Below are 15145 nucleotides of genomic sequence, written 5' to 3'. Positions count from 1 at the left end.
CGGGGTGGTCCTTCCCATGGGTGAGCGGGGGGTGATCGTAGGGGATGCGCGCGGCCGGGCGGCTTCAGGCCGAGCCGAGGGCGGCGCGGCGCGCGGCGCGGAAGGCCTTCGCGGGGTCCCGGTCGGGGTAGGACCAGGGGGCGCGGGTGGCGTGCGGGCCGATGCGGGTGAGGAGGGCCGCCGCCTCGGCGAGCCGGCCTTCGTGGAGCTTGGCGTGGGCGAGGTAGTTCAGGTCGGCCTTGCGGCGGGGGTGGGCGCTGCCGGCGGTGTTGTCGTCGACGTCCCATTCGAGCCACCAGTCGAAGGCGGCCTTCATCACCTGGCGGGCGCGGCGGCTGGTCCAGTGCTCGGAGCGGGCCGGGTCGCCGGGCTCGACGCCGGCGCGCGCGAGGACGCGGTAGCGCTCGGCGTGGGCGACGACGGGCAGCACCGCCAAGGGCGAGTCGGCGGGCGCCTGTTCGGCGGCCCAGGCGGCGAAGTCGTAGACCTCGTGCAGGGGGTCGTCGCGGTCGCCCTTCTGGTGCTCGGCCAGGCACGCGGCCATGAGGTGGTGGGCGTGGTGGTGGTCGCGGTGGCGGGCGCGGACCTGGTCGAAGGCGCGGACGCGCTCGTCGTCGGTGCCGGTGCGGCGGGCGAGGATGAGGACGGCGAGCCAGGGGGACGGGTCGGCGGGGGCCATCCTGGCGGCCGTCAGACAGGCGGCGCGCGCCGCCTCGGGGCTGTCCTTGCCGCTCACGGCGCGGAAGACGGTGGCGCAGGCGAGGAGGGCGGCGGCGTCGGGGCTGTCGGGCTCGGCGAGCTGCCACTCGCGGGCCCAGGCGACGCTGGAGGGGCCTTCGGCGAGGACTACGAGGCGGTGGCCGCGGCGGTCCCAGTCGTCGCCGGTCTCGGCGAGGAGATTGCGGGCCTCCGTCCAGCGGCCGCGCGCCAGGGCGTCACGGACTGTGGCCAGTTCGGCGTCGTCGAGGGCCGGGTCGAAGGTCACTCCGTCCTTGTTCCGGGAGCGGGCAGCCCGGGCCGCTTTCCCGAGGGGGGGCGGGGGCGTCATCTGCGGGCTTCCTCCACGGCGTACGTCCCCTCCGGCCGCCGGGTCGGGGCGTCCGCATTCATCCATGTCAGTCACGCACAGCAAAGCGGTAGTCACGGCTCCGAGTCAAGACCTGATCTTGGAGCTGACGCTTCATCAACTCACATACCGTCAGTTCCGGTTACCGTTGTTCACTCCCTCGCATCCCGCGGGCCACTTCGGCTTACTTCAGCCCCTCTATTTACCTGCGCCCCCTACCGTCGCGGCGGCCCGCGCACAGCCCGGCGCACGCGCGCGAGAGCGACATCCAGCCCATGGGCACACCCTGTCGAAGAACAACAGTTCGAGCAATCCGGAGGCACTCCCGCGCGGTGTCGACCGTTGGAGGGGATGGCCGCCCGAAAGAGGGGTACTCGGCCGTCGCACCGCCCACAAGGCGGCTATCGTTTTTCTGTCAAGTCCCCGACGACCGAGTGGTCTTGAGGTGCGCGACGTGTTGGTCTTCGCCTTCGCCGTGAGCGCGGCCTGCTGCCTGGGCATCGGCTTCGTCCTCCAGCAGAACGCCGCGCAGCGGGCCCCGATGAGCGACTTCCTCTCCTTGCGGCTGCTGCTCGACCTGGTCCGGATGCCGCGCTGGCGGGCCGGCATCGGCATGATGGTGTGCGGCATGGTGCTCGGCGCGATCGCGCTGAACCAGGGCGAGGTATCGCTGGTCGAACCCCTGCTCGCGACGAACCTGCTGTTCGCCATGGCCCTCTCCCGTCGGCAGACCCGCCAGCCCCTGGGCCGTACGGGCTGGGGCGGGCTGTGGCTGCTGGCCGGCGGCGTCGCGGCGTTCATCATCGCGGGGCGGCCGCACGGCGGGGCCACCGTCACCGATCCGCTGCGGCACTGGCTGATCGTCGGGGTGATGCTGGGGGGCGCGCTCGCAATGGCGGCGGTCTCCAAGCGCGTGCGGATGAGCGTCGAGGCGCCGCTCCTGGGAGTGGCCGCCGGGCTGCTCTACGGCGTCCAGGACGCCCTCACGCGCGTCAGCGGCGAGCGGTTCTCCGAGCACGGCTGGACCGCGTTCTTCCTGAGCTGGCAGCCGTACGGGGTGCTCGTCCTCGGCGTGACGGCGCTGGTGTTCGTCCAGAGCGCCTTCGAGACGGCGCCGCTGCGGCTGTCCCTGCCCGCGCTGACCGCCGCCCAGCCGCTCGCGGGGATCGCCTGCGGCGTGGGCTTCCTCGGCGACCGGCTGCACACCTCGCCCGCCGCGCTGGCCTGGGAGGCCGCCGGGCTGGTCGCCATCGTGATCGGCATCGTGCTCATCGGGCGGCACCCGGCCATGCCGTCGGGCAGCTCGGAATTCGACCGCGTGCGCGACCTCCAGCCGCACTGACGCTGGTTTCATGGGGGCATGAGCGATCAGACACCGCTGCCGGCGGACGAGCTGCTGGACATCGTCGACGAGCAGGACCGGGTGGTGGGACAGGCCGCGCGCGGCGAGTCGTACGCCCTGGGGCTGCGCCACCGCTGCGTGTTCGTCCTCGCCCGGGACGCGCAGGGGCGGATCTTCGTCCACCGGCGCACGTCCGGGAAGCTGGTCTTCCCCTCGCGGTACGACATGTTCGTGGGCGGGGTCGTCGGGGCGGGCGAGACGTACGACGAGGCGGCGCTGCGGGAGGCCGAGGAGGAACTGGGCGTCCAGGGCCTGCCGGCCCCGGTCCCCCTGTTCCGGTTCCTGTACGAGGGGCCGGGGGGCTCGTGGTGGTCGGCGGTGTACGAGGTCCGCTGCGACGTGCCGGTGCGGCCCCAGGCGGAGGAGGTCGCCTGGCACGCGTTCCTCTCCGAGGGGGAGCTGGAGGAGCGCCTCGGGGAGTGGGAGTGGGTGCCGGACGGCTTGGAGGCGTACCGGCGCCTGCGGGAACGCTGACGCGGGCCGCCCTCCGGCGGACCCGAGCCCATCCCGGGCGGGGAACGGCGCCGGCGGCGCCCGGCACGGCGATAGCAGCAGGCCCCCCGCGCCCCGGCCGGGACGGCACCGCCGGGCTCCGGCGGGGGGCTGCTCACCGCTGCGGCGGGGGCATGGTGCCCGGCAGGGCCGGCGCCCGAGCCACATCAGGAACGCCCCCGGCGGCACCGGGCACCCCGAGCCCGTATCAGAGCCGGCACCGGCGGCCCCGTACCGCCGGGCGCCTCCCCCTGGAAGGGGTCTGGGCTAGTCCATCGTGACGATGATCTTGCCGCGGGTGTGGCCCTCCGCGTTCATGCGCTGGGCTTCTGCCGCACGTGCCAGGGGGAAGACCTTCGCCACCTCCACCGTGAGGGCGCCGCTCTCGGCCAGGTCCGTGAGGGCCGTGAGGTCGGAGGCGTCGGGGCGGACGAAGACGTAGCGGCCGCCGAGGCCGAGGACGGCCGGGTCTGCGATGGAGGCGAGCCGGCCGCCGTGGGCGAGCAGCGCGGGCGAGGCCGTGAGCGCTTCGCCGCCGGCGAGGTCGAGCACGGCGTCGACGCCCTGCGGCGCGAGCGCCCGGACCCGCTCGGCGAGCCCTTCGCCGTAGGCGACGGGCTGCGCGCCGAGCGAGCGCAGGTAGTCGTGGTTGCCCTCACTGGCGGTGCCGATGACGCGCGCGCCGAAGTGCCGTGCGATCTGGACGGCCATGCCGCCGACGCCGCCGGACGCCGCGTGGATCAGCACGGTCTCGCCCTCCCACACCCGGAGCGCCTTGACCAGCGCCTGGTAGGCGGTGAGCCCGGCCAGCGGCAGCCCGGCGGCCTGCTCGAAGGTGAGGTTCTTGGGCTTGCGGGCGAGGGTCCGCACGGGTGCGGCGACGTATTCGGCGAAGGTGCCGCGGGAGAGGAAGTCCTCGCGGACGTAGCCGATGACCTCGTCGCCCTCGGCGAATTCGGGGGCGTCGGCGCCGGGCCGGACGACGACGCCGGCCATGTCCCAGCCGGGGATGACGGGGAAGACCGCGTCGAGGGCGGGCTCGAGGTAGCCGGCCTGGGCCTTCCAGTCGACGGGGTTGACGGCGGCGGCCTTGACCCTGACCAGGACGGAGTCGGGCCCGACCTTGGGGTGGGGCCGCTCGCCGTACTCCAGGACCTCGGGTCCTCCGTAGCTGCGGTAGCTGATGGCCTTCATGGGTGGTGCTCCTAGCAGGGTCAGGCGGAGGCGGGTGCGGTCTCAGCGTCCGCCGCGGGGGCGGCGCCCGCCACTTCGGTGCGCCGGGCGCGGATCGTGCGCAGGCCGAGCCCGGCGACGAGCGCGACCAGCAGGAACGCCGTGCCGGCGATGACGAACGTGAGGGTGAACTGGCTCTCGGCGGGCAGCTTGGGCGCCCCCGGCGGCAGGTGTTCGAGGCTCTTGGAGGCCAGCACCGTGGTGATCATGGCGCTGCCGATGGCGCTGCCGGTCGAGCGGGAGATGGAGTTGATGCCGTTGGCGATGCCGGTCTGGTGGTGCGGGACGCTCGCGACGATCACGGCGGGCATGGCGGCGTAGCCGAAGCTGATGGCGGCGCCGACGAACATCCCGGCGGCGACCACGGAGAGCGTGTGCTCGTGGTCGAGGGCGATCCACACGAAGCCGGCGGTGCCGATGAGGGAGGCGAGCAGCAGGACCAGGCGGGGGCCCTTGTGACGGACGAGCTGGCCGCCGATGGGCGCGGCGAGCAGCGAGACGATGGTGCTGGGCAGCAGGTACGCGACGGAGGCGCGCAGCACGGACGCCGAGAAGCCGTATCCGGCGACCTCCTCCGGCATCTGTACGAGGTAGGAGACGCCGATGAAGAGGGCGAAGGAGCCGAAGCCGACGAGGAGGCCCGCGATGTTGGCGAAGAGCACCGGGCGGTGGGCGAACATCTTCATGTCGACCAGCGGCTCGCGCACCTTGCGTTCGACGAGCGTCCACACCGCCGCCATCACGACGGCGCCCGCGAAGCAGCCGATCGTCCGGCCGGAGGACCAGCCCCACTCGTGCCCCTGGGTGATGGGCAGCAGGAGCAGGACGAGGGTGGCGGCCAGGGTGAGCGCGCCGAGGACGTCGGTGCGGCCGCCGGTGGTCTCCCGGGTGGCGGGGACGAGGGCGGCGACGGCGATGAGGGCGAGCGCGGCGAGGCCGGTGGCCAGCCAGAAGGCGCTGCGGTAGTCGGGGTCGTCGCCGGAGGTGAGCAGGCCGGTGGCGACGAGCGCGAGGCCGCTGCCGAAGGCGAGGGTGCCGCTGACCATGGCCATGGCGCCGGGCAGCTTGGCCGGGCGCACCTCCTCGCGCAGCACGGAAAGCGCCAGCGGGAAGATCGCGGTGGCGGCGCCCTGGAGCACCCTGCCGACGATCAGCCAGAGCAGGGAGTGCGTCACGGCGGCGAGGACGGAGCCGGCGACCATGACGACCAGCACGGCGACCAGGGTCTTCTTCTTGCCGTGCTGGTCGCCGAAGCGGCCGAGCAGCGGGGTGAAGACGGCGGCCGAGAGCAGGGTCGCGGTGGTGACCCAGCTGACGTTCGCGGACGTGGTGTGCAGGTCGTTCTGGATGAGGCCGAGGATCGGCACGACCAGGGTCTGCATCATCGAGACGACCATGGCGGCGAGGCTCAGGGCGAAGACGATCACCGTCTCGTTGCGCTGGATGCCCCGGTCGGCGGGCGCTGGGGAGGACATGGGTGGGGGTGTTCCTTCGAGTGGCTCAGCGTTGCTTCGGGAATTGCTTCAGGACATGGATGCTTGAGGCAATCAAGCAACTCGCCCACCGTAGGCCGAGATATTTAAGGTAGTCAAGTTAATGATTTAAGTCATGAAGCTCTTGAGTACACTCGAACCATGACCGGCACCGCCTCCCCGCCCCCGACCAAGGCCCAGCTCCTGGAGCTCGTGGCCGCGCTCGGCACCGCCCAGTGGCAGGACTTCGCCGCCGCCGCTGCCCGGCAGGGCCTCACCTCCGTCCAGGCCAAGCTCCTCGCCCAGCTCAAGGGGCCCGTCCCGATGCGCGGCCTCGCCACCCTGCTGGTGTGCGACGCCTCCAACGTCACCGGCATCGTGGACCGCCTGGAGGCCCGCGGCCTGGTGCGCCGCGAGCCGGACCCGGGCGACCGGCGGGTGAAGAACGTCGTCGCCACCGACGAGGGCCGCGAGACCATCCGCCGGGTGCGCGCCGAGATGCAGGCCACCCACAGCGCGCTCGACACCCTCGACGAGGAGGAGCGCACCACGCTGTACGGGCTGCTGGAGCGGCTGCGCCCGGGCCCGGACCACCGCGGCTGACGGGCCCGGGCCGCCGGGCGGCGGCCCCCGGCAGCGGCCCCGGGCGGCGCGACCACGAGCCCGGGGCGGCGCGGCCGGCGGGCCCCCGGCCGCCCCGGCCGACTCCCTCCGCGCCCCTTCCCCCCGCGCCCGTATTCTGACGGGCAGTCCGATCCGCGCACCCCGCGCGGCGGCAAGGGGAGGTCATCCATGTCCAGCACGAGCCCGGTCGCGCCCGTCGGCGCGGAGCCGACCGAGCCCTACACCGTCGGCCTCGCCCCCGGGGTCACGGCGTTCGTCCAGCCCGACGGCGGCTGGTGCCTGAACAACGCGGGCATCGTGACCGGCGGCGGCCGGACGGCGCTGATCGACACCGCCGCGACCGAGCGCCGCGCGCGGCTGCTGCGCGACGCCGTCACCGGCGCCGGCGCTCCCCTGCCCTCCACGATCGTCAACACCCACCACCACGGCGACCACACCTACGGCAACTGCGTCTTCCCGGAGGCGACGGTCGTCGGCCACCGCGAGTGCCGCCGGGAGACCCTCGCCGCGGGCCTGCAGCTGCACGGCATCTGGCCCTGGGTGGAGTACGGCGACGTCCGGATCACGCCCGCCGAGGTCACCTACGCGGACAGCCTCTCGCTGCACGTGGGCGACACCGAGGTCGAACTGATCCACCCGGGCCCGGCGCACACCACCGGCGACACCATCGCCTGGCTGCCGCAGCACCGCGTCGTCTTCACCGGCGACCTCGTCTTCAACGGGGGCACGCCCTTCCTCCTCATGGGCTCCCTGGAGGGCTCGCTGCGCTCCCTGGAGGTGCTGCGCGGGCTCGGCGCCGAGACCGTCGTGCCCGGGCACGGGCCGGTCACCGACGCCGGCGTCTACGACGTCATCGAGCGCTACCTCCGCTGGCTGCAGGAGCTGGCCCGCACCGAGCACGCCGCCGGCCGCACCCCGCTGGAGGCCGCCCGCCGCGCCGACCTCGGCGAGTTCGCGGAGCTGCGCGAGAGCGAGCGCCTCGTGGCCAACCTGCACCGCGCCTACGCCGAACTGGAGGGCGACCGCCCCCTGGCCGCACCGCTCGACATGCCGGCCGTCATCGCCGACATGACGACGATGAACGGCGGGCGTCCGATGTCCTGCCACGCGTAGGCGTCCGCGCCCGGCGCACCCTGGACGCCATACCGACTGGTCGGCATGATGATCCGGGACCGCCCGGCGGCGGGTCCGACGACGCGTGGAGGAGCACTCGATGAGCCCGACCGGCAGGAACAACCCCCCGGGACTCGACCCGGACCGGCTGCGCGCCCATCTGGAGCGGGAGCGTCCGGGGCTCGTACAGGGGCCGCTGGTGGCCGAGTTGATCGAGGGGGGCCGGTCCAACCTCACCTACTCCGTCACCGACGGCACCGGCCGCTGGGTGGTGCGCCGCCCCCCGCTCGGGCACGTGCTCGCCACCGCCCACGACATGCGGCGCGAGCACCGGGTCATCAGCGCCCTGCGGCCGACCGCGGTCCCGGTGCCCGAAGCGGTGCTGCTGTGCGAGGACGAGAGCGTCCTCGGATCGCCCTTCTACGTCATGGAGTTCGTGGAGGGCACGCCGTACCGCACGGCCGCGCAGCTCACCGCGATCGGGCCGGAGCGCACCCGGCGGGTCGTGCTCGGCCTCGCCGACACGCTCGTCCGCCTGCACGCCGTCGATCCGGAGGCGGCCGGGCTCGCGGACTTCGGGCGCCCGGACGGCTTCCTGGAGCGGCAGTTGCGGCGCTGGGGCAAGCAGCTGGAGGCCTCCCGCAACCGCGAGCTGCCCGGCATCGACGCGCTGCACTCCGCGCTGGCCGGGGCCCTGCCCGTCTCCCCCGCGCCCACCGTCGTGCACGGCGACTTCCGCCTCGACAACGTCCTCGTGGGCGACGACGACTCGGTGCGGGCCGTCCTCGACTGGGAGATGTCCACGCTCGGCGACCCGCTGACCGACCTCGGCCTGCTGGTGATGTACAGCGAGCAGGAGCCCGTCCCCGGCTCCCCCATCAGCACCACGCGCAACGCGCCCGGCCATCCCGACCCCGCCGAGATCGTCGAGCGCTACGCGGCCGGCTCCGGCCGCGACGTCTCCGCGCTGCCCTGGTACACGGCCTTCGCCTACTTCAAGCTCGCCGTGATCCTGGAGGGCATCCACTACCGCTACACCCTCGGGCAGACCGTCGGCGCGGGCTTCGACCGCATCGGGCAGCTCGTCCCGCTCTTCATCGACAACGGACTCGCCACCCTGCGGAAGGGCTGACCGGCATGGACTTCGCATTCGACGCCCGCACCGAGGAACTGCGCGGGCGGCTGCTCGCGTTCATGGACGAGCACGTGTACCCGGCCGAGGCCGTCGCCGAGGAGCAGCGGGCCGCGCTCGCCGACCCGTGGACGGCGCCGCCGGTCGTCGCGGAGCTCCAGGAGGAGGCGCGGCGGCGGGGGCTCTGGAATCTCTTCTTCACAAACCAGCACAGCCTTCCTGACCACGAGTACGGCGCCGGGCTGACCAACCTCCAGTACGCGCCGCTCGCCGAGATCACCGGCCGCAGCCCGCAGCTGGCCCCCACCGCCCTCAACTGCGCGGCCCCCGACACCGGGAACATGGAGCTGCTCGCCCAGTTCGGCACCGAGGAGCAGCGCAAGCGCTGGCTGGAGCCGCTGCTGGAGGCCCGGATCCGGTCGGCGTTCGCCATGACCGAGCCGGACGTGGCCTCCTCGGACGCCACGAACATCGAGACCCGCATCGTGCGCGACGGCGACGACTACGTCATCGACGGCCGCAAGTGGTACATCTCCGGTGCCATGAACCCCGCCTGCGAGATCTTCATCGTCATGGGGAAGACCGATCCGGACGGGGCCGATCCGCGGCGGCAGCAGTCGATGGTGCTGGTCCCCCGGGACACGCCGGGCGTGCGGATCCGCCGCGCCATGCGGGTCTACGGCTACGAGGACCACTACCACGGCGGCCACGCCGAGGTCCTCTTCGACGGCGTGCGCGTGCCCGCGGCGAACCTCGTCGGCGAGGAGGGCGGCGGCTTCGCCATCGCCCAGGCACGCCTCGGCCCGGGCCGCATCCACCACTGCATGCGGCTGATCGGGATGGCCGAGCGGGCGATCGAGCTGATGTGCCGGCGCGCGCTGGACCGTACGGCCTTCGGCAAGCCGCTGGCCGCGCAGGGCGTCGTCCAGGAGTGGATCGCCGACTCGCGGGTGGCCGTGGAGCAGCTGCGGCTGCTGGTGCTCAAGACGGCGTGGCTGATGGACACCGTCGGCAACCGCGGCGCGCACACCGAGATCCAGGCCATCAAGATCGCCACCCCGCGGACCGTCGTCGGCATCATCGACCAAGCGGTCCAGCTGCACGGGGCGGGCGGCGTGAGCCAGGACTTCCCGCTGGCGGAGCTGTGGGCCGCGGCGCGGACGCTGCGCCTGGCCGACGGGCCGGACGAGGTGCACCAGCGGTCGCTGGCGCGGCGGGAGCTGCGGCGGTACCGCTAGCGCGGACGGTCTTCCCCCGCTTACCGGCCGCACAAGCGGGCAGACATAGTCCGTACGTGCGGCGGACCGGGGGGTATCGCATGGCCACCAGGTGGAACGGACCGAGGGGCGGCGTGCGGCTGGGAGGGCTGCCGTTCGCGGCGGCCGCCCTCACCGCGACCGTCGCCCTCTCCATGACGCTCGTGGCCTTCGGCAACGTCACCGACTTCGGTACGAACCAGGAGTTCGTCCGCCACGTCCTGGCGATGGACACCACCTTCAAGGACGACGACCTGATGTGGCGGGCCGTCACGGACCGCACCCTGCAGGACATCGCCTACGTCGCGATCATCGCCTGGGAGACGCTGGCCGCCGCCGTGCTCGTGGCCGGGACGGTCCTGTGGGCGCGCAGCCTCACGGGGCGGGGCGCCGGCTACCGGCGTGCGCGGCGGGTGAGCACGCTGGGGCTGGTGATGGTCCTGCTGCTGTTCGGGGCGGGCTTCATCGGCATCGGCGGCGAGTGGTTCGCCATGTGGCAGTCCCAGAAGTGGAACGGCCTGCAGGCAGCCGAGCGGAACTTCCTGGTGGCGGGTTTCGTGCTCGTGCTGATCCATCTCCCATCGCCGCAGTGGCACTCCCCCGAGGGCTGAGGCCGCCGCCCCCGGGGAACCGCCGCCCGCCTACGCCTCCTCGGAGAACACCACCAGCGACCGCCCGCCGCGCCCCGCGAGCATCGCCTCGAAGGCGCCGGCGATGCCGTCGAGGCCGATCCGGGCCGTCACCAGGGCGGACAGGTCGAAGCGCCCGGCGCGCACGTGCCCGGCGATGACGGGCAGGTCCTTCGCCGGGTCGCTGTTGCCGTAGACGCAGCCCGAGAGCGTCCGCCCGAAGTAGAACAGCTCCAGCGCGGAGAACGTCACCTGCTGGTCCATGCCGCCGATGCCGACGACGGTGGTGCGGCCGCCCTTGCGCGTCGAGGACCAGGCCGTACGGATCGCGTCGGCCCTCCCGGCGCACTCGATGGCGACGTCCGCGCCCTGCCCTCCGGTGAGCCCCCGGACGGTCTTGGCCGTGTCCGCGCTCGCGACGACGAACTCGGTGGCGCCGGCGGCCCTGGCCAGCTCCTCCTTCTCCGGGGAGACGTCCACGGCGACGATCGTGCCCGCTCCGGCGATCCGCGCGGACTGCAGGGTGGCCAGGCCGACCCCGCCCACGCCGTACACCGCGACCGACTCCCCCTCCCGCACCCGCGCGGAGTGGTGCACCGCTCCGTAGCCGGTGAGCACCGCGCACCCCAGCAGGGCCGCCTCCACGGGCGGGATCCCCTCGGGGAGCGGGATGGCCGCGTCAGCCCGGACGACGGTCTCCTCGGCGAAGACGGCCGTGCCCAGGCCCGGGTAGAGGGCGCTGCCGTCGGCGGCGAGGGTCGCGTACGGCACCGTGGCGGCGGCCGCGGAGCCCGCGCACAGCCAGGGCTCGCCGAGCCCGCAGAAGTGGCAGCCGCCGCAGGAGGGCGCCCAGTTGAGGACGACCAGGTCGCCCGGCGCCACGTGGGTCACCCCCTCGCCGACCGCGGTGACCCGGCCCGCGCCCTCGTGGCCGAGGACGGCGGGCACGGGCTGGCGCAGCGTCCCGTTGGAGAGCGAGAGGTCGGAGTGGCAGACCCCGGCCGCCGCGAGGCGGATCCGCACCCGGCCGGGGCCGGGCGCGGGCAGGTCGATCTCGGCCATCTGCAGCGGTGCACCCACGGCGGGCAGTACGGCGGCGCGGACCATGCCATTCCTCTTTCTGCAGCGGGAAGCGGTCGGAAGCGGGAACCGGTCAGAACTGGAGCGACTTCGTTTGCAGGTACTCCCCCAGGCCGTGGACGCCCAGCTCGCGGCCGACGCCCGACTCCTTGTAGCCGCCGAAGGGCGCCAGGATGTTGAAGCCGCCGCCGTTGACCTCCACCTGCCCGGCCTCCAGGCGCCGCGCGAAGGCGGCGGCCCGCTCCTCGTCGGCGGCCCAGACCGCGGCGGCGAGCCCGTAGACGGTGCCGTTGGCGATCCGGACGGCCTCCTCCTCGTCCTCGTACTTGAGGAAGGAGAGGACCGGGCCGAAGATCTCCTCGCGGGCGATGGTCATCTCCGGGGTGACGTCGGCGAAGACCGTCGGGGCGACGTAGTAGCCCTTGTCCCGGCCCTCCGGGGCGGCCGGACCGCCCGCCACGAGGCGCGCGCCCTCCTCGATCCCCCGGTCGATGTAGCCGCGCACGCGCGCGTGCTGCTTGGCGTTGACCACGGGGCCGACCCGGACCCCGGGGGCCGTCGGGTCGCCCGGCACGAACTCCGCGACCGCCGCCGCCGCGAGGGCGACGGCCTCCTCGTACTGGTCGGCGTGGACGAGCGTACGGGTGAGGGCGTTGCAGGACTGGCCGGTGTTGCGGCACACGTCGGCGACGTTGGCCGCGACGGCCTTGGCGAGATCCGCCCCCGGCAGGATGACGTTCGCCGACTTGCCGCCCAGTTCGAGGGCCACACGCTTGACGGCCGCACCGGCGATGGCACCGATCCGCTTGCCCACGGCCGTCGAACCGGTGAAGGAGACGAGGTCGACGCCGGGGTGCTCGGCGAGCGCCTGGCCGGCGACCGGGCCGAGCCCGGTGACGAGGTTGAAGACGCCCGCGGGGATCCCGGCCGCATGGACGCACTCGGCGAAGAGCCGGGCGGTCAGCGGGGTGTCCTCGGCGGGCTTGAGGACGACGGTGCAGCCCGCGGCCAGCGCCGGGGCGACCTTGGCCACGACCTGGTGGAGCGGGTAGTTCCAGGGCGTGATGGCGCCGACGACGCCCACCGACTCGTGCAGCACCGTCGAGGTGCCGATCCGCTCCTCGAAGGGGTGGGTCGCGGCCAGCTCGGCGTAGGAGCCGGCGACGGCGATCGGCAGCCCGGTGTGGACCCGCGTGGCGAAGCCCGTGGGCGCGCCGAGCTCGGCCGTGACGGTGGCGGCGATCTCCTCCTGGCGGGCGGCGAGGGCGTCGCGCAGGGCGGCGATGTACTCGCCGCGGCGCGCGGGCGGGGTGGCCGCCCAGCCGGGCAGCGCCGCGCGAGCGGCGCGGACGGCCGCGTCGACGTCCTCCGCGTCCCCGGCCGGGACGGTGGCGATGACCTGCTCGTCGGCCGGGTTCACGACCTCGATCGTGCCGCTCCCCGCGGCGGGCCGCCAGCTTCCGTCGATGTACATGCCGTCGTGCGCGTTCACTGGTCGTCTCCTCGCGGAAGCGGAATCAAAGGTCCCCACAGCTCAGCTCCCCCGTAGCTGTGGTCCCAAGCTAACGCCGGTGGCGCAAGGCGTACCAGGGGGCGCGGTGGCCGCCGGTGTGGCCGTCGTCTCAATGCCGGGGGCCGCCCGTCACGTAAGGTCTGAGCTGTGCCGCAGATTTCGAACAAGGTCCAGGAACTCACCGTCGGTCAGCTGTCCGCGCGCAGCGGCGCGGCGGTCTCCGCCCTGCACTTCTACGAGACCAAGGGCCTGATCAGCAGTCGCCGCACGTCCGGCAACCAGCGCCGCTACGACCGTGACGCCCTGCGCCGCGTGGCCTTCATCCGGGCCGCGCAGCGCGTCGGCATCCCGCTCGCCACGATCCGGGAGGCGCTCTCCGAGCTGCCCGACGAGCGCACCCCGAACCGGGAGGACTGGGCACGGCTGTCCGAGACCTGGCGCGGCGAGCTGGAGCAGCGCATCACGCAGCTGGCCAGGCTGCGCGACCACTTGGACGACTGCATCGGCTGCGGCTGCCTGTCGCTGGAGAACTGCGCGCTGTCCAACCCGGACGACCTCAACGGCCTGCGGGGCGCGGGCTCCCGCCTGCTGGTCGAACACTGAGACCGCCGGGCGCGCCCGTCCTGCGTCACCACACGGCGGGCCGCCGCCCGGCCCACGGGCGGGCCTCCTCCAGCTGCGCGGAGAGCGAGATGAGCGTGGCCTCGTCGCCGTAGCGGCCGCCGAGCATGACCCCGACGGGCAGGCCCTCGGGCGTCCAGTGCAGCGGCACGCTCACGGCGGGCTGCCCGGTCGCGTTGTACAGCGGAGTGAAGGGCGTGAAGCCGGCGAGGGCGGCGAACTCCCCGTCCGGGTCGTCGTCGTCGCGCAGGGCGCCCACGGGCTGCGGCAGCTGGGCGAGGGTGGGCGACAGGAGCACGTCGTAGCCCGTGCCGGGCGCCTGGAGGACGTCGGCGACGAGCCTTCCGAGCCCGCGCATCCGGTACAGGGCGGCGGCGAACTCCGTCCCGGTGACGCCGGTGCCGCGCTCGCGCAGGCGCCGCGTGAGCGGAAGCAAGTGCTCCGCACTGCCCGGGGGTACGGGCACGAGCGTCGACAGCACCTCCCACACGGTCGTGAAGGCCCGGCCGAGCGCCTCGTCGGCGGGCAGCGTCAACTCCTCCACCTCGTGGCCGAGTTCCCGCAGCAGTCCCGCCGTCTCCTCCGCGGCCCGCCGGCACTCCGGGTGCAGCCCGACGCCCGGGATCGGCGCCTCCGTGATGTGGGCGATGCGCAGCCGCCCCGGGGCGCGCCGGGCGTGGCCGGTGAAGGTCTCGCCGGGCGGGAGCGCGGGCGCGGCGTAGGGGTCGCCGGGCATCGGTCCCGCGAGCACGTCGAGGAGCGCGGCCGCGTCCGCGACCGTACGGGCCAGGGGCCCGGACGTCACCAGGCCGGTCACGTCGTCCAGGACGGGCCCGGAACTCACCCGGCCACGGCTGGGTTTGATACCGAACAGGCCGCATACGGACGCCGGGATGCGGATGGAGCCTCCCCCGTCGCTCGCGTGCGCCAGGGGCGCGAGGCCCGCGGCGACCGCGGCGGCCGCCCCGCCGCTCGACCCGCCTGCCGACCGGCCGAGGTCCCACGGGGTGCGGGCGGGCGGCGCCACGGCGTTCTCGGTGTGGGCCGGCAGGCCGAACTCGGGCGTGTTGGTCTTGCCCAGCAGGATCGTTCCCGCGTCCCGCAGCTTGGTCACCACGTGGTCGTCCACGGTCGCGACGTGCCCGGCCAGTGCCGCCGAACCCATCGTCCAGCGCACGCCGGCGACCTGGCTGAGGTCCTTGACCGGTACGGGCACGCCGTGCAGCGGCGGCAGTGCGCGGCCTTCGCGCCGGGCTGCCGAGGCGGCGCTCTCGGCGTCGGCCGCCTGCTTGCGCGCGACATCGGGGGTGACGGTGATGAAGGCCCCGACGGTGGCGTCGAGCCGGCCGATGCGCTCCAGGTAGTGCTCGGTCAGCTCGACGGGCGACACGCGCCCCGTCCGCACCGCCTCCCCCTGCTCCAACGCGGTCAGATCGTGCAACTGCGCCATGCCGTCCGCCTTTTCCTCGAACCGGTGATCCGTGCGCCGCATCCTCGCACCACCGGCCGACG

The 15145-nt window shown here is 73.9% G+C and carries 14 protein-coding genes; 8 read left to right on the top strand and 6 right to left on the bottom strand.

Features of this window, described 5'->3' with window-relative positions; translation table 11 throughout:
* Nucleotides 1–64 precede the first annotated feature (64 nt).
* On the bottom strand, nt 65–1048 hold the full coding sequence (locus tag ACFPP6_RS28365; protein WP_382048142.1) for a hypothetical protein: 984 nt from the start codon (nt 1046–1048) through the stop codon (nt 65–67).
* Nucleotides 1049–1520: 472 nt separating this feature from the next.
* Here ACFPP6_RS28365 and ACFPP6_RS28360 point away from each other — a divergent pair, with 472 nt between their 5' ends.
* Nucleotides 1521–2408, top strand: a complete 888-nt coding sequence (locus ACFPP6_RS28360; protein ID WP_382048139.1) for a DMT family transporter — start codon at nt 1521–1523, stop codon at nt 2406–2408.
* An 18-nt stretch (nt 2409–2426) separates the two neighbouring features.
* Nucleotides 2427–2942, top strand: coding sequence for an NUDIX domain-containing protein (locus ACFPP6_RS28355; protein ID WP_382048136.1), 516 nt, complete (start codon nt 2427–2429; stop codon nt 2940–2942).
* Between the two features lie 285 nt (nt 2943–3227).
* Here ACFPP6_RS28355 and ACFPP6_RS28350 read toward each other — a convergent pair whose 3' ends face one another.
* Together ACFPP6_RS28350 and ACFPP6_RS28345 are read right to left on the bottom strand one after the other, a co-directional pair.
* Complete coding sequence (locus ACFPP6_RS28350; RefSeq protein WP_382048133.1) at nt 3228–4154, bottom strand: NADP-dependent oxidoreductase; 927 nt, start codon at nt 4152–4154, stop codon at nt 3228–3230.
* Between the two features lie 20 nt (nt 4155–4174).
* Nucleotides 4175–5668, bottom strand: a complete 1494-nt coding sequence (locus ACFPP6_RS28345) for an MFS transporter (RefSeq protein ID WP_382048130.1) — start codon at nt 5666–5668, stop codon at nt 4175–4177.
* 159 nt (nt 5669–5827) lie between these two features.
* Here ACFPP6_RS28345 and ACFPP6_RS28340 point away from each other — a divergent pair, with 159 nt between their 5' ends.
* From ACFPP6_RS28340 to ACFPP6_RS28320, 5 genes are all read left to right on the top strand, one after another.
* Complete coding sequence (locus ACFPP6_RS28340) at nt 5828–6268, top strand: MarR family winged helix-turn-helix transcriptional regulator (RefSeq protein ID WP_382048128.1); 441 nt, start codon at nt 5828–5830, stop codon at nt 6266–6268.
* Nucleotides 6269–6457: 189 nt separating this feature from the next.
* Nucleotides 6458–7402 carry an MBL fold metallo-hydrolase gene (locus ACFPP6_RS28335; RefSeq protein ID WP_382048125.1) on the top strand — a complete coding sequence of 315 codons (945 nt, stop codon included), beginning with the start codon at nt 6458–6460 and terminating at the stop codon, nt 7400–7402.
* A gap of 100 nt (nt 7403–7502) precedes the next feature.
* Nucleotides 7503–8534, top strand: a complete 1032-nt coding sequence (locus tag ACFPP6_RS28330; RefSeq protein WP_382048122.1) for a phosphotransferase family protein — start codon at nt 7503–7505, stop codon at nt 8532–8534.
* 5 nt (nt 8535–8539) lie between these two features.
* Nucleotides 8540–9772 carry an acyl-CoA dehydrogenase family protein gene (locus ACFPP6_RS28325; protein ID WP_382048119.1) on the top strand — a complete coding sequence of 411 codons (1233 nt, stop codon included), beginning with the start codon at nt 8540–8542 and terminating at the stop codon, nt 9770–9772.
* A gap of 80 nt (nt 9773–9852) precedes the next feature.
* The gene (locus ACFPP6_RS28320; RefSeq protein WP_382048116.1) at nt 9853–10401 is read left to right on the top strand and encodes a DUF2165 domain-containing protein; all 549 of its coding nucleotides are present in this window, start codon (nt 9853–9855) and stop codon (nt 10399–10401) included.
* Between the two features lie 30 nt (nt 10402–10431).
* Here ACFPP6_RS28320 and ACFPP6_RS28315 read toward each other — a convergent pair whose 3' ends face one another.
* Complete coding sequence (locus ACFPP6_RS28315) at nt 10432–11526, bottom strand: zinc-binding dehydrogenase (RefSeq protein WP_382048113.1); 1095 nt, start codon at nt 11524–11526, stop codon at nt 10432–10434.
* Between the two features lie 46 nt (nt 11527–11572).
* On the bottom strand, nt 11573–12991 hold the full coding sequence (locus tag ACFPP6_RS28310) for an aldehyde dehydrogenase family protein (protein ID WP_382048110.1): 1419 nt from the start codon (nt 12989–12991) through the stop codon (nt 11573–11575).
* A 168-nt stretch (nt 12992–13159) separates the two neighbouring features.
* Here ACFPP6_RS28310 and soxR point away from each other — a divergent pair, with 168 nt between their 5' ends.
* Complete coding sequence (gene soxR, locus ACFPP6_RS28305) at nt 13160–13615, top strand: redox-sensitive transcriptional activator SoxR (RefSeq protein ID WP_179080243.1); 456 nt, start codon at nt 13160–13162, stop codon at nt 13613–13615.
* A gap of 25 nt (nt 13616–13640) precedes the next feature.
* On the opposite strand, the gene ACFPP6_RS28300 is transcribed toward soxR, so the two are convergent.
* The gene (locus tag ACFPP6_RS28300) at nt 13641–15083 is read right to left on the bottom strand and encodes an amidase (RefSeq protein ID WP_382048107.1); all 1443 of its coding nucleotides are present in this window, start codon (nt 15081–15083) and stop codon (nt 13641–13643) included.
* Nucleotides 15084–15145: the final 62 nt, after the last annotated feature.

It is taken from the genome of Streptomyces aureoversilis, from assembly GCF_042657885.1.
GTDB classification, from domain to species: Bacteria; Actinomycetota; Actinomycetes; order Streptomycetales; family Streptomycetaceae; genus Streptomyces; species Streptomyces aureoversilis.
Note: the sequence above shows the minus strand (reverse complement) of the source record. Positions and strands in the feature narration are given on the sequence as shown.

Bases quoted from the DNA above. Each gene is read 5' to 3' on its own strand.
- ACFPP6_RS28365 (WP_382048142.1), bottom strand. From the start codon at position 1,048: ATGACGCCCCCGCCCCCCCTCGGGAAAGCGGCCCGGGCTGCCCGCTCC.
- ACFPP6_RS28355 (WP_382048136.1), top strand. From the start codon at position 2,427: ATGAGCGATCAGACACCGCTGCCGGCGGACGAGCTGCTGGACATCGTC.
- ACFPP6_RS28350 (WP_382048133.1), bottom strand. From the start codon at position 4,154: ATGAAGGCCATCAGCTACCGCAGCTACGGAGGACCCGAGGTCCTGGAG.
- ACFPP6_RS28345 (WP_382048130.1), bottom strand. From the start codon at position 5,668: ATGTCCTCCCCAGCGCCCGCCGACCGGGGCATCCAGCGCAACGAGACG.
- ACFPP6_RS28340 (WP_382048128.1), top strand. From the start codon at position 5,828: ATGACCGGCACCGCCTCCCCGCCCCCGACCAAGGCCCAGCTCCTGGAG.
- ACFPP6_RS28335 (WP_382048125.1), top strand. From the start codon at position 6,458: ATGTCCAGCACGAGCCCGGTCGCGCCCGTCGGCGCGGAGCCGACCGAG.
- ACFPP6_RS28330 (WP_382048122.1), top strand. From the start codon at position 7,503: ATGAGCCCGACCGGCAGGAACAACCCCCCGGGACTCGACCCGGACCGG.
- ACFPP6_RS28325 (WP_382048119.1), top strand. From the start codon at position 8,540: ATGGACTTCGCATTCGACGCCCGCACCGAGGAACTGCGCGGGCGGCTG.
- ACFPP6_RS28320 (WP_382048116.1), top strand. From the start codon at position 9,853: ATGGCCACCAGGTGGAACGGACCGAGGGGCGGCGTGCGGCTGGGAGGG.
- ACFPP6_RS28315 (WP_382048113.1), bottom strand. From the start codon at position 11,526: ATGGTCCGCGCCGCCGTACTGCCCGCCGTGGGTGCACCGCTGCAGATG.
- ACFPP6_RS28300 (WP_382048107.1), bottom strand. From the start codon at position 15,083: ATGGCGCAGTTGCACGATCTGACCGCGTTGGAGCAGGGGGAGGCGGTG.